The organism is Flavobacterium sp. CF136 (genome assembly GCF_000282055.1).
Lineage (GTDB): Bacteria > Bacteroidota > Bacteroidia > Flavobacteriales > Flavobacteriaceae > Flavobacterium.
On record NZ_AKJZ01000076.1, the window covers coordinates 1 to 25,199 of the forward strand.

Consider the following 25,199-nt stretch of genomic DNA (forward strand, 5'->3'; position numbering starts at 1 on the left):
CTTCTGGAAATAATTGTCACCCTGAGCGGAGTCGAAGGCTTTTTAAGTAATAAAGGGCTTCGACTCCGCTCAGCCTGACACCTATTTTGAATTACCTCCAAAAAAAGTTAAGCTAAATAATCTTCACTTGCTATATGTATTTAATCTAAATAAGCATAAATTTGCAATTCAAAATTGAAGTAATTAATGTTTTCCAAAAAACACATGAATAAAGCATTTAAGAAAAAAATCAGGAATTTACATTTGTGGCTGGGACTTGGTTCGGGGCTTGTTGTTTTTATTGTAGCACTTACAGGAAGCCTGTTAGTTTTTGAAAAAGAAATTGACCAATTTATAAACCCGGAATTCTACGTCGTTTCTAATGTTGGACAAACAAAAAAGACAATTGATTATTGTACAAACGTATTACAAGAAGAGTATTCTGTTAAAAAGATAAATCGCATCCTTACTTTTAATGATCCCCAACGAACTATGATAATTGTTGGAAAAGATAAAGACAAAGTGGTTCAAATCTTTTCAATGGATCCTTACACTGGAAAAGTACTTGGCACAGTCGCACAAAAAAGCAGATTTTTTTCTGTTGTTTTATCAATACACCGACAGCTGTTAATAGAAGATGCGGGAGAAATTATAACAGGCTGTTCGTGTCTGATTTTTGTATTTATGCTAATCTCCGGTCTTATTCTGTGGTGGCAAAAAAAAATCAAAAATTTAAGGCAAAGATTAACTATCAAATGGAACGGGTCATTTAAAAGATTCAATTGGGACTTTCATTCCACTATTGGTTTTTACAGTTTCTTATTTCTGCTGATTATAGCTCTGACAGGTTTAACATGGTCTTTTAAATGGTTTGAAAACGGAATGTATTTCCTGGCAGATGGTTCTATAAAAAAAGCATCTCCAAAAGTTGAGAACCCAACAAAAATAGATCCTAAACTTGATCAGACAACTTTTTATCAAAGCATTTATCAAAAAACGGACAGTATTTTTCCATACAAAGGAAATATTCAAATTAGAATGCCTGCAGATACGATCAACAGCATTCTTGTTCTAAAGGAAAACCTTGAAATGAGTATTCCAAACCAATCCAGCGCAGCTTATTTTGACAAATATACAGGTCAGAATATTGAAAAAAGACCTTATGCGTCTTTCAGTAATGGAGATAAACTAAGAAGACTTGTCTATCCTATACACACGGGAAGTATTTATGGGTATCCAACCAAAATAATTGCTTTTTTAGTAACGCTTTTTGCAGTCACTTTACCAATTACTGGTTTATTAATTTGGTTAGGAAAAAAGAACAAAAAAAAGAGTCCTGCCGCATCAGTCAGTTAAATAAAGACTAATAATCTAATGGGTAAAAGTCATCAGAGATGCGACAAAACGAATTATTATTGTTTACCTGTATCAGGAAGAGTAAATTTAATTTACCTTAATAACAACTTTTCCTTTAGCCCGCCCACTTTCTACATAAGCAAGAGCATCGTTGGCAGCATCAAATGAAAATACCTTGTCTATGACCGGACGTATGATTCCGGAATTGATAAGCTCAGTGATTTTACTAAGCTGAGTTCCGCTTGCTTTCATGAATAGAAAGGAATAATGTACACCTAATCGTTTTGCTTTTTTCTTAGTTCCATAACTTAAAAAAAACATTACTATTTTGAGAATTGCATTCAACCCAATTTCTTTTGCAAATTCAGGATCCGGAGGACCGGAAATTGATATAAGCTTTCCTCCCGGTTTTAATATGCGTAATGATTTTTCCAGAGTTTTTGCATCCTGGCTATTCAAAACAACATCGTAATCCTTAAGTACAGTTTCGAAATCTTCTTTTTTGTAGTCAATAACAATATCGGCCCCAAGACTTTTTACCAAATCAATATTCGCTGCACTCGTAGTTGTGGCTACTGTAGCCCCCAAATGTTTTGCCAGCTGAATAGCAAATGTACCTACTCCACCCGATCCTGCCTGAATAAAAACTTTTTGACCCTTTTTTAAATTAGCTTTTTCAACCAGTGCCTGCCATACCGTTAATCCTACCAACGGAATAGAAGCCGCTTCTTCCATTGAAATATTTTTAGGTTTTATCGCAACATCACTTTCATCAATGGCAATAAATTGAGCAAAAGTACCCATTCTATAATCTTGCGGACGTGAATACACTTCATCTCCTACCCTAAAATTCTTTACTTTTGAACCTGTTTTTACAACAACTCCTGCAGCATCATGCCCTAAAATAAGAGGCATTTTGTAAGGAAGCAGCGCTTTGAACTCCCCATTTTTGATCTTAACATCCAAAAGGTTTACACCGGCAGCATGTACTTGTACCAATACATCATTTTCTTTCAGCTGCGGCTCCGAAACTTCAACTTTCTTCATTCCGCCTTTAGGTTTATAACTATTTATAATAAATGCTTTCATATTAATTTGTATTAAGAATTTGATAATTCAAGGTGTAATTTTTACTGTAACAATTTGTAACTTTTCTTAGGATTGACTAAACCATAAGCAAATTTAGGAAAGAATCTGTTCAATAAATACACGACTTTTGTATCTCCTATTCGGATTGTATACTGATCTTTTTTAAGGGCATCGATAAACTCTTTTACAAATTGTTCTGTAGTCAGTTTTTTGTCTGTTCTTTCTGCCGTCATTTCCGTAGCAACAAGTGGAGGAAGCAGCTCAAATACTTTTACGCGACTGTTCAAAATCTGCAAATGTTTTCGCAGCGATTGCGTATAAAAGCCTAAAGCGGCTTTAGATGCAGAATATGTAGCTTCAACGATTGATGGTACATAACGAAGAAGTGAAGTTGTGTTGATAATGGCACCTTCTCTTCGGGATTGCAGCATCTCCATAAAAAGATTATTTAAACGAATAACACCAAGATAATTAACCTCCATTTCATAAGCAGCACTTTCGGCATGTTTATCATCAGTAATACCTAAATTCAACACAGGACTTAATACACCCGCATTATGGTATAAAATATCAATTCCGCCCAATTCCTTAATCTGTTTGAAAAGAGTAATTGCATCTTCCGCATTGGCAGCATCACTTTTTATAACCGTAAGACCGGGATATGTTTTTTTTGCATTGTTCAGTTTTTCCTGATTTCTGCCTGTAATAATCACTTTGGCACCAAGCTGTAAAAATTGTTTTGCTGCTTCAAGACCAATTCCTGAGCCTCCTCCTGTAATTAATATTGTTTTATTCTTTATTATCATGATTGTCTATTTATATTTTATCAGAAAACGTTTTTGATTCCCCAACCAAAATATCAAACTGGTTTTTCTCTAATCCCAAAACTAGTTCGTCTGCTACTTCTGAAGGAGGAATCCCGTTGGCTCCGCCAATCTCAGCTGAGAATTCTGTATTTACCAAAGGAGGGTAAATTTCATAAATACTTAAATTTGGGGTTTCTTCAAAAGTATCTCTCAACCCTTGCGTGTAGCTGTGTAAAGCTGCTTTACTCGCAGAATACGTAGGAAGGTATTTATTTCCTCTAAAGGCAGCTATAGAAGTAACATTTACAACGGCTGCCTCTTTCTGTTTTAATAAATGAGGCAGTACCAATTGTGTAAAATCTATAACACTTAAATAATTGGTATTGATTTCCTGAAATGCTTTTTCGGCAGCATTATTAGCATTATCGCTCAAATCATTTAGAAAAGCAGCACCGGCATTATTAATCACGATATTTACCTCAGGATACTGCTCCGTTAATTCTTTTGCAATACGGATACGGTCCGCCGACACTGATAAATCCCCTTGTATAGCTGTGGCACCGTCTAATTCTTTCAAAGCTTTTTGCAGTCGATCTTCACTTCGTCCGTTAATAATAACTTTATTTCCGGCTGCAATTAATTTTTTAGCAAATGCTAAACCTATTCCGGCACTCCCGCCTGAAATAAATATTGTATTTCCTGATGTTTTCATTTTATTGTTTATTTATTTGATTAATACTTATTTGAAATTTAATTTTATACTTTTTAGTATATTTTTTTCACCCTAAAAACCATCAGGGATATTTATTTAACTACAATTTAAAATATACTAAAAAGTATATTTATTTTGAAAAAAAAATTAGATTGCAAAACTTTCTAATTCTTCTTTCAGATTTTTAATAAGACCGCGCATAGGTTTGGCTGTATTCATACTTCTGCATATAATTACTGCGCCTTCGATAGCCGCAAATGCCTTAAAAGCATATATTTCCGAATCCAGACGATTGGAGAATTCCCCATCCTCAATGCCTTCATTAAGGATTGAAACAAATAATTCCTGCCCGCTTCTTAATGTCGCTGCAATTTTTTCTTTGATTGCAGGATAATTATCATCCGACTCTACAGCGATATTCATAACCGGGCAGCCACCTTTGATATGAGTATCCAAAGGATCTTTATAAAAATCAAAAAAGGCAAATACTTTCCCTTTGGCTGTTTTTCCCTTACTAATTGCTGTTGCTAATTTACTGCCATTACATTTAAGCATATAATTGACAACCTGAAGGGATAAATCTTCCTTACTTTCGAAATGTCCGTAAAGACAACCCTTAGTTAATTTTGCGGCTTCAAGTACATCATCTATGTTCGCACCCGAAATTCCCTTTTGATTAAAAATAGGGGCCGCAGTTTCGAGTATAAATTGTTTAGTTCTTTCAGCTTTTGTCAACATCATATTCAGTTTTGAAGTGCAAATATACCAAAAAGTATATTTTAAAAACAAAAAAAATAACTCTTATCTTTTTTTTAACATATTAAGAATTTTAAATATGCTTTTACATCCTTTAATTGATTCATCTTCCAGCTCTTTTTTACAATTACTTTACAGCATTCTGTAACTTTAGGAGATATTATCATTTTTTAGATTTTGGAGTAATAGAAAATTATCTATTTAGATAAATAAAAACTTATTTAAAATTTAAAAAACAGAAATACAGGAACTTACATAATTAAGAATGAAGTTTATAATATTCAGCTTCCGGAAGTTCATTTACACCTTTGATTTTTATTTAACAGCCGGCCATCTATATTTTTTTTAATTTTGTTGAAATCCAAATCTCTTCAATGAAACGTTCCGGCACAGCAGATCTACCATTACATTACGGCCATGTTCCTTTATGGCTGGCAGATCGTATGTCGAAACTTGGTTTTGCAATTGTCGAAACTATTGCAATGGAATTTTCAACATCTGAAGTTATCAGTAAATTGAGTAATCCTTTTTGGTTTCAGAGTTTTGGGGCCGTTATGGGTATGGATTGGCATTCTTCGGGAATTACGACTTCTGTTCTTGGAGCTTTGAAAAAATCAGTAAATCCACATTCGAAAGAACTTGGAATTTATATCTGCGGAGGCAAAGGAAAACATTCCATGCTAACACCCCAGGAGCTTTTATATGTAGGCGAAAAAACAGGGCTTGACGGCAATAACCTTGCAAATTGCAGCAGGTTAACGGCCAAAGTCGACAACACAGCCATTCAGGACGGATTTCAATTATACCAGCACAATTTTATTGTTGACAATAAAGGACAATGGACTGTTATTCAGCAGGGAATGAATCCTGATTCTAAAACAGCAAGAAGATATCATTGGCATTCAAAGGATTTGAAATCCTTTATTAATGAACCCCATACTTTCATATATGGAGAAAATCAGGGTTCAATCCTTAACCTTACAGCCGGAACTGCCGAAAAATCCAGAGCCGGTATTTTGGAATTATCCAAAGAGTCCCCAGCAAAAATTATGAAAGAAATACAGCATCTTTCTTTACCGTCACACCATGATGTCAGGATTGAAGATGTAAATATGAAAAGGCTTGGAGCTATGTTATGGGCTACACATGAAAATAAACCGGAAGATTTTGAGGAACTTTTACTTTTAAAAGGAATGGGACCAAGAGCCTTGCAGTCATTGGCATTGGTAAGTGAAGTTATTTATGGTACCCCTACCCGATTTGAAGATCCGGCGCGTTTTTCATTTGCTCATGGAGGAAAAGACGGACATCCTTTTCCTGTTCCGCTAAAAATTTATGATGAGACTATCGATACGCTGCAAAGAGCTATTAATCGTGCTAAAATTGGCAATAGCGATAAAATAGAAGCTATTCGGAAATTATCTGAAATTTCGCGAAAAGCCGAAGAAGGTTTTACGCCCAATACCAACTTTGATGCCCTTATACAAAAAGAAAGAGACGAATCATACAAATATGGCGGAAGAACTGTTTTTGGAGACGCAAAACCACCAAAAATAAAACCGATAAATCCTAGCAATCAATTAGAGTTGTTCTAATTTACCCTGAAATAAAATTTTGACAGTAGCAATCATTATTGTTATATCGTAGTGATTTAAAATCTGGAAAATTAGAATATGTTTCATCTAAAATTCTATTTTGCCAAAACCATTTTAATTCTCTGATAATTAGACCAAATCGAAACAAAAACTATTTCTCAAGATTATCCTTAAATTAATAAATATATGTTTTTATAACAATTTTCAAAAAAAGAGTTAATTTAGTACAACAGCTTAAGACAAAAGCTGAACTAAAAACAAGTGCCTAGCCCTGATGGAAACGGCATCCTTTTGTGGTCTCGTTTTTTTCTAACGAGACCACAAAAGATATAGTGAACAGCAGGAAAGAGCTCCTGAAAAACAAATTAATACGCAAAAAATGAGATTAGAAGATTTTGATAACGATGAGGATAAAGTAATTCAGGATCGTTTGAAACAAAAAACGTGGAATGAAATCAGAACCAATGACAGTTGGGCGATTTTTAAAATTATGGCGGAGTTCGTAAATGGTTACGAAAGCATGGGGCGTATTGGTCCGTGTGTATCTATTTTTGGATCGGCCAGAACAAAACCGGACGATAAATATTATTTACTGGCCGAAAAAATCGCTTATAAAATCAGTAAAGCCGGTTATGGAGTTATTACAGGCGGTGGTCCCGGAATCATGGAAGCCGGTAATAAAGGTGCCCATCTGGGAGGCGGGACTTCTGTTGGACTGAATATTGAATTGCCTTTTGAGCAACATTTCAATCCTTATATTGACCATGATAAAAATCTGAATTTTGATTACTTTTTTGTTCGAAAAGTAATGTTTGTAAAATATTCTCAGGGATTTGTAGTTATGCCTGGAGGTTTTGGGACTTTGGACGAAATGTTTGAAGCGATTACCCTGATTCAGACCAAAAAAATTGGAAAATTCCCGATTATATTAGTCGGAGTTGAATTTTGGTCAGGATTAATCGAATGGGTAAAAACGGTATTGGTTGAAAAAATGCATACTGTAAGCCCTGATGACTTAAACTTATTCAAAATCGTAGATACTGAAGATGAAGTAGTTGAAGTACTTGATAAATTTTATAAAAAATACGATTTAAGTCCGAATTTCTAATCTTTAGCGATATAAATCATTGAAGTTAATTGAAGTTTGATGTTTAATAAAAGTAATTTTATAGGAACTTATCACCTAAATGATTAAATTACATTAAGTATTGCAAAAATTGAAGCTGTTTTTTAAAACAGCTTTTTTTATATTATTTTTACAAAAATCCAAAATAACTCTACACTCGTAAATTAAAGACATATCCTAAAACATTTAAGCCAAAATTGAGATCATTTCATAATACAATCTTTTTCATTTTAGTTTTATTCAGTTCAATAAAACAGTATGCGCAACATCAATCTAAGATGGAAGTGGCAGTAAATCCTGAGCTTAAAACACTGAATGTAAAACAGGATATTACTTTTTATAACGCTTCAAATGATTCTTTGACTTCGATTGTTCTAAACGATTGGAATAATGCTTTTTCAAATAAAAATACTCCCTTAGCCAAACGATTTTCAGACGAATTTTACAAAGGCTTTCATCTGGCTAAACCTGAAGAGCGCGGAAGTACTACAATACTAGCCTTAACAGATGCAGAGGGTATGAATTTTGAATGGGAAAGAACTAATGAAAATCCGGATTTTATTGTAGTTAAACTGAATAAAAAATTACTTCCAAATCAAAAAATTGAATTACATATAACTTACATTGCTAAAATTCCGAGTGATAAATTTACCCATTATGGCTATACCCAAAATGGCGGAATGAATTTGAAAAACTGGTTTCTGAATCCTGCACGTTTTGAAAATCATGATTTTGTGAAATACCATAACCTTAATCTCGATGACATTGCTAACGCAGTAACAGATTATGAATTAGAAATAAAAATTCCTAATCAATATACACTTACAACAGACCTGAATTCGGTTAGAAAAGATTCTTCCAACCCTTCATTTAGTAATTATCACTTTTCAGGAAACAACAGAACTGATTTTAATTTATTTATAGAAAAACAAAACACTTTCAATAGTTATACGCATGGCACGTTTGAAATTCTTTCGAATTTAAAAAACAAAAAAGTCGATGATATAAAAAAAGCCATTATCATTGACAGGGTTATTACTTTTGCAAATAATTTTATTGGAAAATATCCACATGAAAAAATTACTGTTTCTCAGGCAGATTATGATAGAAATCCATTTTACGGACTTAATCAGCTGCCTTCGTTTATAAGTCCGTTTTCGGATGAATTTATTTTCGAAATTACCTTTTTAAAAACATACCTGAATAATTATTTGAAAAACAGTCTGCGCCTGGATCCCCGAAAAGACAACTGGCTTTATGACGGAATTCAAATTTACACCATGATGAAATACATGGACGAACACCATTTGGACCAAAAAATGTTAGGAAGGCTTTCGAATATGAAACTTTTTAAAAGCTATAATATTACTAATCTGACTTTTAACGAGCAATACAGTTATTATTATATGTTAATGGCCCGGAAAAACCTGGACCAGCCAATTGGAGATCCAAAAAACACATTAATAAAGTTTAATGAACAAATTGCCAGTAAATACAGGGCCGGTTTAAGTTTGAGTTATTTAGACGATTATTTAAACCACGATATTGTACCTAAAAGTGTTCAGGAATTTTATGAGTTAAATAAAAATCATCAAGTGAATCAATTGGATTTTGAAAAAATACTTACTCAAAATAGTCCAAAAAATATCGATTGGTTTTTTAAAACGATTATTGGCTCCAGGGATATTATAGATTATAAATTTTCGAATGTGTCCCGAACTAAAGATAGTATCCAGTTTTCGATAAGAAATAATGCAGGGATTTATGTACCGATTCCGGTTTACGGGCTCAAAAAAAACAATGTGGTATTTAAGCAATGGATTGAACCCAAAAATAATGATTCGATTTATTTTTTCGAAAGAAAAAATGCCGATAAAATAGTTTTAAATTATGATAATGAAGTACCTGAATATAATTTAAGAAACAATTGGAAATCATTGAAAAGTTTAGCGATAACAAATCGTCCGATAAAATTTAATTTCTCTAAAGACTTAGAAGATCCATACTACAATCAGATTCTGTATATCCCTACGCTGACTTATAATTTATATGACGGTTTTACACCCGGAATGCGTTTTCATAACAAAACAATATTAGACAAGCCTTTTACTTTTGACATTAATCCTGCCTATTCTCTTAATGCCGGAACAATATCCGGTTCATCTGCTTTTTCATTCAACCAAAATTACAGGAACAGCACGCTTTATAGTGTAAGGTATTCCATTAGCCAAAATTATTTTCACTATGCACCCGATGCGGCTTATTTTAAATTGAATCCAATGGTTCAGCTTCGAATTAGAGAGGAAAATTTCAGGGATAACAGAAAACAGCTTATTATGCTGCGCCAGGTAATTGTAAATCGGGAAGCAAGTAAATATATAACGGATAATTCAGACCCTAATTATTCTGTTTTTAATGCACGCTATGTGAATACAAAAACCGAATTGATTAACCATTTTAGTTTTATGACAGATGTACAATTTTCCGGGAATTTCGGGAAATTGTCTGGAGAAATTGAATACAGAAGATTATTTGAAAACAATCGTAAATTAAATTTGAGGTTATATGCCGGAAGTTTTATATACAATACCTCAGATTCAGATTATTTTAGTTTTGCTTTAAATCGTCCAACAGATTATTTATTTGATTATAATTTTTACGGAAGATCTGAAAGCACCGGTTTTTTTAGTCAGCAATACATTATGGCCGAGGGAGGATTTAAATCTAAACTGGAACCACAATATGCTAATCGATGGATGACTACTTTAAACGCCAGTTATTCGATTTGGAACTGGATTGAAGCCTATGGTGATATCGGACTTATGAAAAATAAACAACAAAAAGAACACTTTGTTTATGATAGTGGTATCCGATTAAATCTTGTGCCTGACTATTTTGAACTCTATTTTCCGGTTTATTCAAATAATGGCTGGGAGATTTCTCAAAACAAATACAACGAAAAAATAAGATTTGTTATCACATTGTCTCCCAAAACATTAATCAATCTTTTTACACGAAAATGGTTTTAATTAATCATATTTTAAACAAAAACATAAATTATTATTACATTACTCCTTTTTTTATTGAAAATTAATCAAAAAAAATACGTAGTTTTTAGAATTTAAGTGTAAATAATTAAATTATATTTATTTTAATGAATTATGATTATTGATAGATTTTGAGTAATTTCGCAGTCTAAACATGACCCTTCCAGATTATGATTAAAGAAAAAAGCAATACTACATTAACCTTCGAAGATTTCAAAACTGAAGTGTTGAACGACTACAAAATTGCAGCTACCAGTCGGGAATGCAGCCTTTTAGGACGTAAAGAAGTATTGACAGGAAAAGCCAAATTTGGAATATTTGGTGACGGTAAAGAAGTCCCACAGCTTGCTATGGCAAAGGCTTTCAAAAATGGTGATTTTCGTTCAGGTTACTACCGCGATCAGACTTTTATGATGGCTATTGGCGAATTTACCCCAAAGCAATTTTTTGCAGGTCTTTATGGTCATACCGATATAGATTATGACCCAATGTCTGCCGGAAGACAAATGGGCGGGCACTTTGTAACGCACAGTCTAAACGAAGACGGTTCCTGGAAAGACTTAACAAAACAAAAAAATTCAAGCGCAGATATATCACCTACAGCAGGACAAATGCCCAGGTTATTAGGGTTAGCCCAGGCTTCAAAAATTTACAGAAATGTTGATGGCATTACAATCAAAGACAAATTTTCTGTAAACGGAAATGAAGTTGCCTGGGGAACTATTGGAAACGCAAGTACTTCTGAAGGCTTATTTTTTGAAACCATAAACGCTGCAGGAGTTTTACAAGTTCCAATGATAATGAGTGTCTGGGATGATGAGTACGGGATTTCGGTTCATGCCAAACATCAGACCACTAAAGAAAACATCTCTGAAATACTAAAAGGATACCAGCGCGATGAAGACGCAAATGGCTATGAAATTTTCAGGGTAAAAGGCTGGGATTATGCCGAGCTGGTTTCTACTTATGAAAAAGCGGCAGCTATAGCACGCGAACAGCACGTTCCGGTTTTAATTCACGTAAATGAATTAACCCAACCTCAGGGACACTCCACTTCTGGCTCACACGAGCGTTACAAAAATGGAGAAAGACTGGCCTGGGAAAAAAATTACGATTGTATCCGCCAAATGCGTTTGTGGATGATTGCCATTAATATTGCATCTCCCGAAGAACTGGATGAGATTGATTCTCAAATAAAAAAAGAAGTACTTGAAGCCAAAAAAGAAGCGTGGAACCTGTTCATCAATCCGATAATAGAAGATCAAAAAAATCTTTTGGCTTTATTGCAGGAAATTTCAAGTGCCAGTATCAATCATAAAGATAAAATTCAGAAATACATCTCTGAATTAAATACTATAAAAGCACCTTTAAAAAAGGAAATGCTGGTTATAGCCCGAAAAATTTTACGTTTTATTGAAATACCAAACAGTAAAACGTTATTATCAAACTGGATTACTAATTATGTTGCAGATACACAAAAAAAATTTAGCAGTAATTTATATTCTGAGTCAGATAAAAATGTATTTTCAGTTCAAAAAGTACTTCCTGAATATGCCGATAATGCCAAGCCGGATCTAGATGGCCGAATGATTTTGCGTGATAACTTTGATGCTTTGTTTTCCAAATACCCTGAAGTATTGATTTTTGGTGAAGATGTCGGAAACATTGGTGATGTAAACCAAGGATTAGAAGGGATGCAGGAAAAATACGGTGAACTTCGCGTTGCCGATGTTGGTATCAGAGAAGCTACTATTATTGGTCAGGGAATCGGAATGGCCTTGAGAGGTTTACGACCGATTGCTGAAATTCAGTATTTAGATTACTTATTATATGCTATTCAGATCATGAGCGATGATTTGGCTACATTACAATACAGAACAGTTGGAAAACAAAAAGCACCATTAATTATCAGAACCCGCGGACACCGTTTAGAAGGTATCTGGCATTCTGGTTCTCCAATGGGAATGATTATCAACGCTATTCGCGGAATTCATGTTTTGGTTCCTAGAAATATGACTCAGGCTGCAGGTTTTTACAATACCCTTTTAGAATGTGATGAGCCGGCTTTGGTAATTGAATGCCTGAACGGATATCGTTTAAAAGAAAAAACGCCTCTTAATTTTGGCGAATTCAAAACACCAATCGGAGTGGTTGAAACCATCAGAGAAGGTGCTGATATTACTTTAGTTTCTTACGGATCTACTTTAAGACTGGTAGAACAAGCTGCAAACGAACTATTCGAATTAGGAATTGACTGTGAAATAATTGATATTCAGTCTTTACTTCCATTTGATGTCAATAAGGATATTGTAAAAAGTATTATCAAAACAAATCGTCTTTTAGTAATCGATGAAGATGTTCCCGGTGGAGCTTCAGCGTATATTTTACAACAAATTATCGACGAGCAGGATGCTTATAAGTATCTGGACAGTAAACCTCAGACATTAGCTGCAAAAGCACATAGACCTGCTTACGGAACTGATGGTGATTATTTCTCCAAACCTTCTGCCGAAGATATTTTCGAAAAGGTTTATGACATGATGCATGAAGTAAATCCAGCTAAATTTCCAGGTTTATACTAAGAATTTAGTTCGGTTTCAGATATAAAAAAAGCTCCAAATATTGGAGCTTTTTTTATGCTTTTACCCAAAGTTTGTTTCTGCGGGGGACGAAACAATCACACACTAAGACATAAAGTGATTCAGCAAATGAGATTGCTTCGTTCCTCGCAAAGACAAAAATCCGTGATAATCCGCGTTTTCGCTTTAGCGAATCAGTCAAATCCGCGTTCAATTTACCGCAATCTATATTTTATTTAGAACTCAAAATTCCCCTCGCCTTTTCCAAATCTTCAGCCGTATCAATCCCAATTCCTACATGAGTTGTTTCAACCATTTTAATACGTTTCCCGAATTCTAAATAACGAAGCTGTTCCAGTTTTTCAGAAGCCTCCAAAGATTTCATCGGCAGACTGTAAAAATCTAACAACGCCTGTTTTCTAAAAGCATAAATTCCGATGTGCTGAAAATAACGAACACCAACATCTTTATCTCTCGGATACGGAATCACTGAACGGGAAAAATACAATGCAAATTGTGACTGATCTACAACCACTTTTACATTATTCGGATTATTGATTTCATCTTCATCGGTGATTTCACGCATTAATGAAGCCAAATCAACTTTATGATCCGGATCATTCTTAAAAACTGATAAAACCTGTTCCAGCGGTCCGGCTTCTGTAAAAGGTTCGTCACCTTGTACATTCACTACGATATCAACATCCAGACTGACTACTGCTTCAGCAATTCGGTCACTTCCGGATTCGTGTTCTTTGATACTCATAATGGCTTTTCCACCATTAGAAACAATCTCATTGAATATCAAATCCGAATCGGTTACCACAAAAACATCGTCAAACAACTTAGTCGCAACTGATGCTTCATAAGTCCTGAGAATCACAGTCTTCCCTCCCAGATCCTGCATTAATTTGGCAGGAAAACGTGTTGATGCATATCGTGCCGGAATTACAGCTATTATTTTCATTCTAATATTTTTAAATTTATTTTCTCTGTGAATCTCTGTGAAAATTTTTGTGCAGATTTGCGTTATAATTTTACCGCAGAGATTCGCAAAGTTTTTTACATTATTTTCACCGAAGTCATACTCAAAGAACCAGCCAGTAATTTATCATTAAACAAACTCAGTCCTTCTGACTCCTGTTTTAATCCTAAAGTATACAGCAGCGGCAAATAATGATCCGGAGTTGGAATCGCCAATTGAATTGCTTTATTCATTTTTTCAAAATCAATTAAAGGCTGGAAATTTCCATCCAATAAATAATTATTAACGGTTTCCCTGGCTTCAATTGCCCAGTCAAATCCATAATTATCTTTATCAAAATTCCTGAAATCAACCAAACGCAGATTATGAACAATGTTCCCGCTTCCGATAATTAAAATACCTTTATGGCGTAATGATTGAAGTTTCTGAGCCAGTTCAAAATGATATTGTCCTGACTTCGTATAATCAATACTTAACTGAATTACCGGCACATTTGCTTCCGGATATAAATGTTTGATTACGCTCCACGCACCATGATCTAAACCCCAATGCTCATCTAAATCAACAGCAACAGGCTCCAAAATTTTCTTGGTTTCCAAAGCCAGTTCAGGGCTTCCTTTTGCCGGATATTGAACATCAAAAAGTGCTTGCGGGAAACCTCCAAAATCATGGATAGTTCTCGGCATTTGCATTGAAGTTACTTTGGTTCCGTTAGTAAACCAATGTGCCGAAATACATAAAATAGCATTTGGCTGTGGTAAAGTTTTAGCCAAATCACGAAAACCAGCCACAAACTGATTTTCTTCAATAGCATTCATTGGGCTGCCATGTCCTAAAAATAAAACCGGCATTTTATCTGTATTCGAAAACGTAGAAGAAATCGAATGTAAGTCGTTTAGTGTTGTCATTACTGTATAATATTAAACACAAATTTCACAGATTTTCACTAATGCAAATCTCAAAAAAAATTCATGCCAATTCGTGAAATTAGTGTTTTTATTCCTCAAAAGTCTCGTCTTTAAATCCTATCAAATATAACTTATTTTTGGCACGTGTCATAGCGGTGTATAACCATCTAATGTAATCGCGATCAATTCCGTTTGGTAAATACGGCTGTTCTATAAAAACAGTATTCCATTGCCCTCCCTGAGATTTGTGACAGGTAATGGCATACGAGAATTTCACCTGCAAACCATTAAAATATTCGTTATTCTTAACTTTCTGAAACTTCTTGTATTTAGTAGTTTCATCTTCATAATCCTTCATTACTTCTTCATACAAACGATTCGATTCTTCATAAGTCAAAGATGGTGATTCGCTTTTAATCGTATCCAGTAATAAAACCGTTTCAAAAGGTTTTTGATCAGGGTAATCAACCATTCTGATTTTTACTTTCGCAAAGTTAAATCCATATAATTCTTTAATACCGAAAAGTTCTAAAACTTCTATAATGTCACCATTTGCAATAAATCCGGCTTCATCTGTTTCTTTGAGCCAGAAGTAATTATTTTTAACCACCATCAGGAAATCACCAACCGAAAGTTCACTTTCTTTAAATAAAATCCTGGTTCTGATTTGCTCATTGTACTGATTTGCTCTTTTATTAGAACGCACAATAAAAGCAGTATCTTCAATACTATAATTGCTATATGCCGTATTTATGGCATCCTGAATATCATATCCATCTGTAAGCCTGACAATATCCTTGAATTTTTTAACGTTGAATTTAAATTCCGTAATAAAAGTATCTTTCAATAATTCTCGTAATTCAGTCGCATTATATAAAATTCCGGAGTTCTCTTCCTGACGCATTACTTCGTCCAGTTCAATATGCTCGATTTCCTTATCATAATGAATCCCTAAAGTCTGTATATCAAGTGCCGGGCTGATATCTAAATTTACGGGAGGCAGCTGGGCGGTATCTCCCAAAAGAATCATTTTGCAATTCGTCCCGGAATATACGTATGAAATCAAATCGTCCAGCAGCGATCCGTTATCATACAGTTTTGAATCTGAATTACTGTCTGATATCATCGAAGCTTCATCGACGATAAAAATGGTGTTTTTATGTTTATTAATCTGCTTAGTAAAAGCTACGCCCCCCCCTGAAGATTTTTTAGGGAAATATATTTTTTTATGAATCGTAAAAGCTGGTGTATTGGAGTAATTAGCAATCACTTTTGCAGCGCGCCCGGTTGGTGCCAGCAAAACAAATTTCTTATTGATATCACCAAGATTATTTACTATTGTCGAAATCACGGTTGTTTTTCCCGTTCCGGCATACCCTTTCAATACAAAAATAGTATTGTTGTCCGGTTCAGTCAAAAAAATAGCAATTTTCTGAAAAAAAATATCCTGTTTATAGGTTGGAGCAAAAGGAAATCTTTTTTGTAAAACGCCGTAAAACAGTGATGAATTCATAAGGAAAAATTGAGATACAAAGAACGTGCTTTTAAATGGTAATTTCAAAAATCAATTACAATCTCAATGGTAATATTCAATTTAAAAATTAATCAAAAACATTAAATGAATTTACAATTGAAAACACATCTAATGATATGCAAATTGATTTCATTTTTTTTCATTGACACTGTATTTTTCATTGATATTGATTTTTGATATTGATATTGTTATTTATTTTATTTGTAAGTTTGTACTTGTCTTAAATTCTTTCTTGATACTAAAACAGGTAACGAATTGTAAATCAAATATGTCATTACAAAATACTAATATCACTTCAAAAAAATATAAAAAACTATCTATTCAGGTTTCCTTAACCGGATTATCTTTTTGTTGTTTTGATACTTTAAATAACACCGTAACTTCTTTAAAAGAAATTCATTTTGATACCTTTCATAAAGCTACCAAAATTGAAGAATTATTTGGAGATGCGTTCAAAAACAACCCTGAATTAAAAGATACTTACGACGAAATTTTGGTCATTCACAATAATAATCTTTCGACTTTCGTACCTGCAGCTTTATTTGATGAAAATTTCCTTGGAAGCTATTTACAATTTAACACTAAGGTCTTTGAAACCGATTTTTTTGCTTACGATCAGGTTTCAAATTATCAAATGAATGTCGTTTATATTCCGTATGTCAATATCAATAATTTTTTTATTGATCAATTTGGCGCGTTTGATTATAAACATGCCAACAGTATTTTGGTTGAAAAAATCTTAGATGCTTCCAGAAATAATGACGAAAAGAAAATGGTTGTCAATTTTAATTTTGGTCATTTTGAAGTTATAGTGGTACAAAATCAAAAGTTGTTATTATTCAATTCATTTGAATATCAGACTCCTGAAGATTTCATTTATTATTTGCTTTTTACCGCAGAACAATTGAGTTTAAATCCGGAAAGTTTTCAACTCGAATTATTGGGTACCATTGACAAAAACGATCCATTTTATGCGGTTGCTTATAAATATATTCGGAATATTTCCTTTTTGGATGTAAGCACGCAACAGCAAAAAAACAGCTTTTCAACTGCTCAGAATCAAAAACATTATATCTTATTCCAATCATGAGAATCATTTCAGGAAAATACAAAGGACGCCGCATTTTTCCACCAAAAAATCTTCCTGTAAGACCAACTACTGATATGAGTAAAGAAGCATTATTTAATGTTCTGAATAATCATTTTAGTTTTGACAGCTTAAAGGTTTTGGATTTATTTTCAGGAACCGGCAATATCAGTTTTGAATTCGCTTCTCGCGGAAGTGCACCCATAACCTCTGTTGACGGTGATTTTGGCTGTGTAAAATTCATCAAGCAAGTCGCATCAGAATATGATTTTGATATTGCAGCAACTAAAAGTGACGTTTTCAAGTTTCTGGAGAATTGCAAAACATCATATGACATTATTTTTGCTGATCCGCCATACGGATTGGACCAGGCTTCTTTCGAAAAAATTGCTTTAATTATTTTTGAAAGAGATTTACTGAATGAAGAAGGAATGATGATTATTGAACACTCCAAATATACCAAAATGGAACATTTGAGTAATTTCTCCTTTCAGAAAAACTACGGAGGTTCATTCTTTAGTTTCTTCGAATTAAATTCTACTGATGATGATGAAGAATTAGCCGATTCATCAAACAAAACTACTGAAGAAGACGAAGGGTAATTTATCTTTTCTTTTTAAAAAACTTTATTTTTTAAAATCATAATTATGCTCAAAAAAACCTTTTTTGCTTTTATCTTTCTTTTAGTTTTAAATTCATGTGTGGTTCAACAAAAAAGTTTGTCAATGGATGATTGGTATGCCTTTACAAAAACCAGTACTGAAAAACAGCAGCCGTCGGAAGCTTATGCATTTTCTGACGGAATGATCAGAATGTACGGGGAAAACAATGGTTATTTGATGACTAAAAAAAGCTATAAAAATTTTGAACTTAGTTTAGAATTCAGATGGAATACAGAAGAGAAGTTTAAAACAAACAGCAAGAAAAATAGCGGTGTCATGTACAACATACCTGTGGACTCACCTGACAAAATCTGGCCAAAAGGAATCCAATTTCAAATCAAAGAAAATACTACCGGCGATTTTATCTTTTTAGATCAGGTAACTGCAAAAGTAAACGGAAAGCCGATTGAAGCCGGCGCAAGTGTAACATCTCCAAAATTCAGCAGTAATGAGAAACCTTATGGAGAATGGAATTCTATTGTCATAAAATCCTTCAACGGAAAAATCACCCAATATCTGAACGGAAAATTAGTAAACGAATGTGTGGAAGCTTCCTCTACAGAAGGCAAAATTTCTTTAAATTATGAAGGTTCACCAATTGATTTCAAGAATATCCTATTAAAAAACATTACGAAAGAGTAAGAGAAAAATCGCATATTCCCGTTCTATGAAGTTCGTTGAGCTGGAAGTTTTTATCGGATTCTATTTTCGTTTTCATCAATATTTTTTTGTTTAAATTCAGTTTCTTTTATCTTTCCAAAAGAATATTTTATTGAGATTGATATTTCATGATTATCGACCTGATATCTTGCTTTTGAGTTAATATTATTAATTGTAAATTTTTCTGTCTCAATATTATTTTTAAAGATATTATTACAGCTCAATGTGCAATTCCATTTTTTTGAAAACATTTTTGAAACTGCCATGTCAATGACAAATCTGCTATTTGTTTCAAAAATACCTGTATTTTGTTTCGTTAATCCCCAAAAATTTAAAGTAATAGAATATTCTTTTGGAAGTTTAAATTCGTTATTTGAGTAATAATACAAATAGGGTTTTGAAGCCAGGAATACTGCAGAATCATCTTCAATTTTTTCCAAAACAAAAATTAAAGAATTGGTAGTTGTCCAAAATTTATAAGTAAACGGCAATGTGAAATCCAGAGAGAATGCAGAACTTTTATCAAAGTTTATATCTTTAAAAGTCATTATATTTTTTTGATCATCAAAAGAAAAACTATTGTGAATCGGGTTATTGCTTTGTGTAAAACTTAATTTGACTGATTTGTCATGATATTGAAAATTTGCAGAAATTTCATTTATAATCGTCGGACCTAAATTAATATTTCTTGCATATAAAAAATATGGATTTATATAGGTTGATCCTTGGCTTAAAGATGAATAATTGGGTCTCGAAATACTTTTAGCATAGTTTACAGAAATACTTTTAGTACTATTTATTGGAAATGTAAACTGCGCTTTTGGAAAAAAATTAGTGTAATTTTTATCTAGTAATGGCAATGCATCGGTTTTAAATTTCCCGATTACATTTGAGTTTTCAATCCTAAACCCAAGTGAAAAATCAACTTTTTTAATTTTGCCTGATAATTGAGTATATCCGGATAAATTTTCCTCTTTAAAATCATAAAAACTTAATTCGTTTTGATTGGTTGCATTATAAAAAATAGCAACATCTGACTTAGAATTTGCTGATGAATACAACCCTCCTATTTCAAATTTCATTTCGCTTTTAAATTTTTTCTCTATATCAATTCTTCCTGAAAAATAATTAATTTGAAATTTCTGATCCCTGATTTGTGTCAATTCAAATTTTGTATTATTAAAATTATCATTTACTTCAGTCCACAATCCCTGATCGAAATTAGAGTATTGCAAGCCTGTGAAAATTTGTGCATCAATCGACTTTATTTTTTTCTGATAATTTAAAAATGAGTTTACAAAATTCTTTTTACTATCATTATCTGTAAAAGTCACAACGTTATTTTCTACATTTTTATTCGTATTATCTGTTATCGTATTAATCGGAAAAGTATCTGATTGCAACTTGCTGTTGATACTAATCGAAAAATAATCATCGTCATTTATTTTGTAAAGCAAACCTCCGCCAAAAATAAATTGCTTTCTTTTTGTATCGGCCGTAACATCATATTTAGAAACAATTTCTGCAGTTGGGATTTGATAATCAATACTATGACTTTCCCACGGATCCAATCGATTGTAATTGAAATTTGCTTTTAACTCCAGTTTGTTTTTTTTGAAATTTGAATTAAATCCCAAATAATTGTTATAGTTTTTTTTGAACGAAGCAACCTCAGAAATTTCTGTTTTAAAACTATCTTTTTTACTGAACTTTCGTGTAATCAAAATTACCGAGCGTCCTTCGGCTTCATATTTTGCAGATGGATTCTGAATGATTTCTATTGTTTTGATATCAGCAACAGTTAAAGCATTCAAATCGTTTAGACCAGCTTTTTGATTGTCGATATAAATCAGCGGATTTCCTTTTCCGATAACCGTTATTTTTTCTTTATCAGAACTAACCTGAACCATTGGTAATTTTGATAATAAGTCTAAAGTATTTGGAATTGAATTGTAAATCGAATTGGCGACATCAACTTTTATATTCCCATTGGTATTGGTAAATATCTTTTTATTTTGACTGATTACAACTTCATTTAATTGATTTGAAATACTGTCCTTAGGTGTTTCATTTTGAGCTTTGGCTGTAAAAGAAAGAAAAAAAAACAACAGCATTATAAAAAGTTTTAAAGGCAGATACACATTCATTTTACAAAGATTTTAGATTAAGCTGATGCAAAAATGCTTCTAAAAAAGTACTGCGAAAGTTAATTGGAGGTTAATGAGAGGTTAAAGCACAGAATGTATCACAAAAGCTTTATTTTTGCGACAGCATTTCGAATTGTATGAAACAAAGAATCAATTTATTAATAGCATTTTCGGTCGTTGCCCTGATTGTTTTATCAACGGTGCAATGCTATTTGGTAAAAACCGCTTACGACTATAAAGTGGCACAGTTTCATACCGAAATTAAAAATGAAATCGCTCAGATTTCTAATAACTACAGTGATATTGATTCGGTTATCGTTTCAAAAAAGGAGACACTATACAAACAATTATCAGAAAATTATATTCAGGGAAAAAAGAATAAAATTGATATTAAAAAAGGTGTTCTTGAAAATGAATTCAGCGATGCCTTAACACAGAAAATCAAACGCAAGTTCGAAAGGGATTTACCAAATTTTAAAATTGATTTTGCGATTGTACTGAATAAATTCATTTTGTATAAAAACACAAAAAAAGCGGACACTATTTTTTCTGAAAAGCCTTTTATTCAAAACAAATTATACGGCAATTTAGCTTCTTTAAATCATGCTTTTCTGGTTCGGAATTATGTCGGAACAACCAATGGAACTTTTGAAAACCAGGATTATAAATTATTGACGGAAGATTCGATGTATGTTTCTGTTATTGATTGGGAAATGATTATTTTAAGGCGAATGACTTTCATTCTCATTCTATCACTTCTTTCGATTTTAACTCTGATTATGCTTTTTATAGTTGCCATTAAAGCTTTAATTAAACAAAAAAAAGTCAGTGATGTCAAAACCGATTTTATCAATAACATTACGCACGAACTCAAAACGCCTTTGGCAACTTTAGGAATTTCGACCAAAATTCTGGAGCAGAAAAATATTCGTGAAAACGATAAAAATTTCAATGCCATTGTCAATACAATTTCGCGTCAGAACAATCGTCTGCAAAATTTGATCGATCAGGTTATGGCAAATTCATTAGCAGAAAATGAAATCGAATTGCAGAAAGAAAAAATAAATACTGAAGCTTTTTTATTTTCAATTATAGAAGATTTTAAAATTGGAAATCCGAAGATTAATCTTAAAACCGATTTTCAAACTCAGAAAACAATTTTGATTTTAGATAAATTCCATCTGACAACCGCTTTTTTAAATGTTTTGGAAAATGCTGTAAAATATGGTTCAAAAACGATTACAATAAAAACCAGAATTATAGAAAATCAGTTTTCTATCAGTATTGAAGATGACGGAATCGGAATTGAAAAGAACAAACAATCACTTCTTTTTGAAAAGTTTTATCGCGTACAACAAGGAAACCTGCACAATACAAAAGGCTTAGGTTTAGGACTTTACTATGTAGATCAAATTATAAAAGCGCATCAGGGCTCTGTTAACGTTGTGAGTGATTTAGGAAAAGGAACTCTGTTTACTATTTTATTAAAAGTTTAATTACCTTATTTTGAAAAAATTACTTTTAGCTGAAGACGATTTTGATTTTGCTGCAATTTTAAAACAATATTTAGAACTGCATCAATTCGAAGTAATCTGGGCAGAAAATGGAGAAATAGCTTTAGATTATTTTAAAAACCAAGCTTTTGATATTTGTGTTTTTGATGTAATGATGCCCAAATTGGACGGATTTTCATTGGCTGAAAAAATAATTACAATCAATCCCGAAATTCCTTTCATTTTTCTAACTGCAAGAAAGTTAAAAGAAGACAAAATCATTGGATTGAAACTAGGTGCAGACGACTATATCATAAAACCTTTTGAAGTCGACGAACTGATTCTGCGTTTACAGAATATTCTAAAGAGAATTGAACAAAAAAGAAGCCTGGACGGAAATAATATAATTCAAATTGGTTCTTATCTTTTTGATAATGAAAGATTAACCCTCAATAATAGAAATCATGTCCAGCAACTCACAGAGAAAGAAGCTTCTCTTATTGAGTATTTATATTTAAATCATAACCAGTTATTAAAGAGAGATCAAATTTTAATGTCTGTTTGGAAAAAAGACGATTATTTCTCAGGGCGAAGTATGGATGTTTTTATCAGCAGGCTTAGAAAATATTTTAATTCAGATTCAAAAATCAAAATAGAAAGTGTTCGTAATATTGGCTTAGAATTTAAAATAGAAAAACCTTGACTTATCAAGGTTTTTCTATTTTAAATGAGATTTATTTTCCAATTACCCAGCCTAAAGTAAAATTTGCAATTGGAGCAAACTCGGTATCATATTTATCAAAATTTACTCCGGCACCAAAAGTCAATTCAAGATTTAACCTTCCTTTATAAGTACGCTGTAATCCCCAAACCGGCGCAAGTGTAAACGAAGACGGATATTCACCATACTTCTCATTAGAAGAAATAGATTGAAAGTTATAATATCCTGACAAAGCAAGAAAATTCCCTGAATTACGAGCTGTTTTTTTTCCTTTAGCCGCTCTTTTTTCTAAATTATAGTAATGACGAAATTGTTCATTAATCATAGGAAAAAAATAAACGTTTGATTCATCATAATAACTGTTATAACGATATCCGGCTCCTAAACTTACTTCTGAATAAAGAGTGTTTTTAGTATTAAAACCATGCTCATATACGAATCCCGGAAATAAAAGATTAATCTTAAATTGATTTTTTTCTACCGATGTAGATCCTTCTTGTGCCTGAACAACATTAATTAAAAGGGCAGATAAAAATAAAGAGCAAATGATTTTTTTCATATAAAATATAAAATTGATTTCCGTAAAAGTAAGATTTAAATCACGAGTTTGCCTTTAAAGCATGCCACAAATCATATAAGTTTAAACCGCAATTCTATAACATACTGAAAGCATTAACTTTATACTTTTGACCCAAACCTTAAAAACACAAATCATGAACCTGAAAAGACTTTTTGGAGGATTACTTACCCTTCTCGGAATAATTGGCCTTATTTATACCGCAGTAATATTTGCTGGTACTTCGGGAGAAACAAGAGATATTAAATCGTTAATTATTTACGGTATACTCGGAATCGTATTTTTCATGTCCGGCATCAGCTTGATTCGTACTACAAAAGACGAATCTTAAAATACTATAATAATACATTTGCAATTTTTTCATAAAGAGGAGTTTTTACACCATATTTTAAACCTTCGTTGACTACAAATTGTGTCAGCGAAGTAACTTCTGTCTTGTTACCTGCCAATAAATCCCTGTTCATTGATGACGTTGCATTTTTTGGAGATTTCTCTAGCTTTATAATCGTTTGATCTACAATATCAGTTGGCAATTGCAGCCCTTTTGCTTTGGCAACAGCTTCAATTTCATACAGCAATGCCACGTAAATATCCTTAGATTCCTTATTAATCAGTATTTCGCCAATATTCTGATTGAGATACGACGTTGCCGATGCTAAAGCTGAAATAAAAATAAATTTCTCCCAAACTGTTTCTTCAATATTTTTGACGAGATAACTTTCAATTTTAGCATTTTTAAAAATCAATTGTAACTCTTCTAATTTTGAAATCGGAATAGTTTTTGAACCAAAAAATAATTTTTCATAAAAACCGATTTTTCTGATTGTTCCGGGTGAAATAATCATCGAAATAATATAAACACAACCTTGTAAAACTTCATTTTCAGGGAATATTTTCTTGATGCGTTCCGGTGCATCAACACCATTGTATAAAGGAAGAATCACTGTTTTTAGCGTAATACATTTCTTTAGAGAAAGTAAGCTCTCCTCAATATCATACGTTTTGGTAGCACAAATTAAATAATCTAATTTGCCAATTTCATCCGGATTATTCGAAACCAATTTTGGATAAACAACAGTTTCCAAATCATCTGTTATTACTTTTAATCCGTTTTCAGTAATAGCTTTTTGAGTTTCACCACGGGCAATAAAAATAATTTCGACTTCATCTGACTTAAAATAAGTTTTCGCCAAAAGTCCGCCAAAATAACCTCCTACTCCACCTAAACCTAAAATCCCGATTCTTGTTTTCATTTAAAGTGTTTTTCTGATTTTTTGATACAATTTGTCATTCGCCGAAAGGAGAAATCACATAATGGGTTCCACGTGTTGAAACGTTCAATCTTTGTCGAATTTCGAGTGTGATTTCTCCTTTCGTCGA

21 protein-coding genes are annotated in these 25,199 nt (G+C 32.8%); 11 read left to right on the forward strand and 10 right to left on the reverse strand.

The features are described 5' to 3' along the window. Nucleotides 1–204: 204 nt before the first annotated feature. Nucleotides 205–1,335: a PepSY-associated TM helix domain-containing protein gene (locus PMI10_RS18690; protein WP_035632229.1), complete on the forward strand. Its 1,131-nt coding sequence runs from the start codon at nucleotides 205–207 to the stop codon at nucleotides 1,333–1,335. A gap of 87 nt (nucleotides 1,336–1,422) precedes the next feature. Here PMI10_RS18690 and PMI10_RS18695 read toward each other — a convergent pair whose 3' ends face one another. From PMI10_RS18695 to PMI10_RS18710, 4 genes are all read right to left on the reverse strand, one after another. After that, nucleotides 1,423–2,424, reverse strand: coding sequence for an NADP-dependent oxidoreductase (locus PMI10_RS18695; protein ID WP_007810791.1), 1,002 nt, complete (start codon nucleotides 2,422–2,424; stop codon nucleotides 1,423–1,425). Between the two features lie 41 nt (nucleotides 2,425–2,465). Further along, entirely contained in the window at nucleotides 2,466–3,230 is a 765-nt protein-coding gene (locus PMI10_RS18700; RefSeq protein ID WP_007810792.1) for an SDR family oxidoreductase, read from the reverse strand. A gap of 10 nt (nucleotides 3,231–3,240) precedes the next feature. Beyond that, nucleotides 3,241–3,942, reverse strand: coding sequence for an SDR family oxidoreductase (locus PMI10_RS18705; RefSeq protein WP_007810793.1), 702 nt, complete (start codon nucleotides 3,940–3,942; stop codon nucleotides 3,241–3,243). Nucleotides 3,943–4,089: 147 nt separating this feature from the next. Continuing rightward, nucleotides 4,090–4,683, reverse strand: coding sequence for a TetR/AcrR family transcriptional regulator (locus PMI10_RS18710; protein WP_238539490.1), 594 nt, complete (start codon nucleotides 4,681–4,683; stop codon nucleotides 4,090–4,092). Nucleotides 4,684–5,072: 389 nt separating this feature from the next. Here PMI10_RS18710 and PMI10_RS18715 point away from each other — a divergent pair, with 389 nt between their 5' ends. The 4 genes from PMI10_RS18715 (at nucleotide 5,073) to PMI10_RS18730 (ending at nucleotide 13,048) form a co-directional block, all read left to right on the forward strand. Beyond that, entirely contained in the window at nucleotides 5,073–6,293 is a 1,221-nt protein-coding gene (locus tag PMI10_RS18715; RefSeq protein WP_007810795.1) for a DUF763 domain-containing protein, read from the forward strand. Between the two features lie 379 nt (nucleotides 6,294–6,672). After that, a complete protein-coding gene (locus PMI10_RS18720; RefSeq protein WP_007810797.1) occupies nucleotides 6,673–7,401 on the forward strand; it encodes an LOG family protein in 729 nt (242 codons plus the stop codon). Nucleotides 7,402–7,697: 296 nt separating this feature from the next. Next, on the forward strand, nucleotides 7,698–10,448 hold the full coding sequence (locus PMI10_RS18725) for a hypothetical protein (RefSeq protein WP_007810798.1): 2,751 nt from the start codon (nucleotides 7,698–7,700) through the stop codon (nucleotides 10,446–10,448). A 188-nt stretch (nucleotides 10,449–10,636) separates the two neighbouring features. Continuing rightward, nucleotides 10,637–13,048, forward strand: coding sequence for an alpha-ketoacid dehydrogenase subunit alpha/beta (locus PMI10_RS18730; protein ID WP_007810799.1), 2,412 nt, complete (start codon nucleotides 10,637–10,639; stop codon nucleotides 13,046–13,048). 229 nt (nucleotides 13,049–13,277) lie between these two features. On the opposite strand, the gene kdsB is transcribed toward PMI10_RS18730, so the two are convergent. The 3 genes from kdsB to PMI10_RS18745 form a co-directional block, all read right to left on the reverse strand. Beyond that, complete coding sequence (gene kdsB / locus PMI10_RS18735) at nucleotides 13,278–14,012, reverse strand: 3-deoxy-manno-octulosonate cytidylyltransferase (RefSeq protein ID WP_007810802.1); 735 nt, start codon at nucleotides 14,010–14,012, stop codon at nucleotides 13,278–13,280. A gap of 95 nt (nucleotides 14,013–14,107) precedes the next feature. After that, complete coding sequence (ygiD, locus tag PMI10_RS18740) at nucleotides 14,108–14,938, reverse strand: 4,5-DOPA dioxygenase extradiol (RefSeq protein ID WP_007810803.1); 831 nt, start codon at nucleotides 14,936–14,938, stop codon at nucleotides 14,108–14,110. 88 nt (nucleotides 14,939–15,026) lie between these two features. Beyond that, on the reverse strand, nucleotides 15,027–16,451 hold the full coding sequence (locus PMI10_RS18745) for an ATP-dependent DNA helicase (RefSeq protein ID WP_007810804.1): 1,425 nt from the start codon (nucleotides 16,449–16,451) through the stop codon (nucleotides 15,027–15,029). 289 nt (nucleotides 16,452–16,740) lie between these two features. Between PMI10_RS18745 and PMI10_RS18750 the strand changes: the two genes are divergently transcribed. From PMI10_RS18750 to PMI10_RS18760, 3 genes are all read left to right on the forward strand, one after another. Further along, nucleotides 16,741–17,562, forward strand: coding sequence for a DUF3822 family protein (locus PMI10_RS18750; RefSeq protein WP_007810805.1), 822 nt, complete (start codon nucleotides 16,741–16,743; stop codon nucleotides 17,560–17,562). Then, entirely contained in the window at nucleotides 17,559–18,161 is a 603-nt protein-coding gene (locus PMI10_RS18755; protein WP_007810806.1) for an RsmD family RNA methyltransferase, read from the forward strand. The genes PMI10_RS18750 and PMI10_RS18755 overlap by 4 nt, the downstream gene beginning before the upstream one ends. Nucleotides 18,162–18,284: 123 nt before the next feature. Then, nucleotides 18,285–18,863: a 3-keto-disaccharide hydrolase gene (locus tag PMI10_RS18760; RefSeq protein WP_157489903.1), complete on the forward strand. Its 579-nt coding sequence runs from the start codon at nucleotides 18,285–18,287 to the stop codon at nucleotides 18,861–18,863. Between the two features lie 50 nt (nucleotides 18,864–18,913). Here PMI10_RS18760 and PMI10_RS18765 read toward each other — a convergent pair whose 3' ends face one another. Next, entirely contained in the window at nucleotides 18,914–20,995 is a 2,082-nt protein-coding gene (locus tag PMI10_RS18765) for an outer membrane beta-barrel family protein (protein ID WP_238539491.1), read from the reverse strand. A gap of 170 nt (nucleotides 20,996–21,165) precedes the next feature. Here PMI10_RS18765 and PMI10_RS18770 point away from each other — a divergent pair, with 170 nt between their 5' ends. Both PMI10_RS18770 and PMI10_RS18775 read left to right on the forward strand, forming a co-directional pair. Then, on the forward strand, nucleotides 21,166–22,524 hold the full coding sequence (locus tag PMI10_RS18770) for a sensor histidine kinase (protein WP_007810810.1): 1,359 nt from the start codon (nucleotides 21,166–21,168) through the stop codon (nucleotides 22,522–22,524). Between the two features lie 10 nt (nucleotides 22,525–22,534). Beyond that, nucleotides 22,535–23,224 carry a response regulator transcription factor gene (locus tag PMI10_RS18775; protein WP_007810811.1) on the forward strand — a complete coding sequence of 230 codons (690 nt, stop codon included), beginning with the start codon at nucleotides 22,535–22,537 and terminating at the stop codon, nucleotides 23,222–23,224. A gap of 31 nt (nucleotides 23,225–23,255) precedes the next feature. Here the strand turns inward: PMI10_RS18775 and PMI10_RS18780 are convergent, their stop codons facing one another. Further along, entirely contained in the window at nucleotides 23,256–23,801 is a 546-nt protein-coding gene (locus PMI10_RS18780; RefSeq protein ID WP_007810812.1) for a hypothetical protein, read from the reverse strand. Nucleotides 23,802–23,928: 127 nt separating this feature from the next. On the opposite strand from PMI10_RS18780, the gene PMI10_RS18785 reads away from it, so the two are divergent. Further along, on the forward strand, nucleotides 23,929–24,150 hold the full coding sequence (locus PMI10_RS18785; RefSeq protein WP_255348015.1) for a hypothetical protein: 222 nt from the start codon (nucleotides 23,929–23,931) through the stop codon (nucleotides 24,148–24,150). Nucleotides 24,151–24,154: 4 nt separating this feature from the next. On the opposite strand, the gene PMI10_RS18790 is transcribed toward PMI10_RS18785, so the two are convergent. Continuing rightward, nucleotides 24,155–25,072 carry a ketopantoate reductase family protein gene (locus tag PMI10_RS18790; protein ID WP_007810814.1) on the reverse strand — a complete coding sequence of 306 codons (918 nt, stop codon included), beginning with the start codon at nucleotides 25,070–25,072 and terminating at the stop codon, nucleotides 24,155–24,157. Nucleotides 25,073–25,199 lie beyond the last annotated feature (127 nt).